Below are 259 nucleotides of genomic sequence, written 5' to 3' on the forward strand. Positions count from 1 at the left end.
ATTTCAATATAACAATTTTTTTCAACAAAAAAACCAAAACAGCTTAACCCCATTGTAATTATAGGTCAGAAAACAACTGGCAGATTAACAAGAGAACGAATTTTACTATGATTATAATTTAATTGATCCGGTTTGATTGCTAGGCAAAGGTTAGGAAGCCGCTGTAGCAAAGTGCCTAATGCAATTTGTCCTTCTAGTCGCGCTAATGGAGCTCCCAAACAGTGATGTATACCAGCTCCAAAGGCTAAATGATTATTCT

Annotated in this window: 1 protein-coding gene; it reads right to left on the reverse strand. The window is 35.5% G+C overall.

Going from position 1 to position 259, the window contains the following annotated elements:
• Positions 1-65: 65 nt before the first annotated feature.
• A partial coding sequence (locus tag FOT98_RS31845; RefSeq protein WP_144291298.1) for a cytochrome P450 occupies positions 66-259 on the reverse strand: 194 nt, incomplete at its 5' end.

The organism is Bacillus sp. HY001 (assembly GCF_007558965.1).
GTDB classification, from domain to species: domain Bacteria; phylum Bacillota; class Bacilli; order Bacillales; family Bacillaceae_G; genus Bacillus_A; species Bacillus_A mobilis.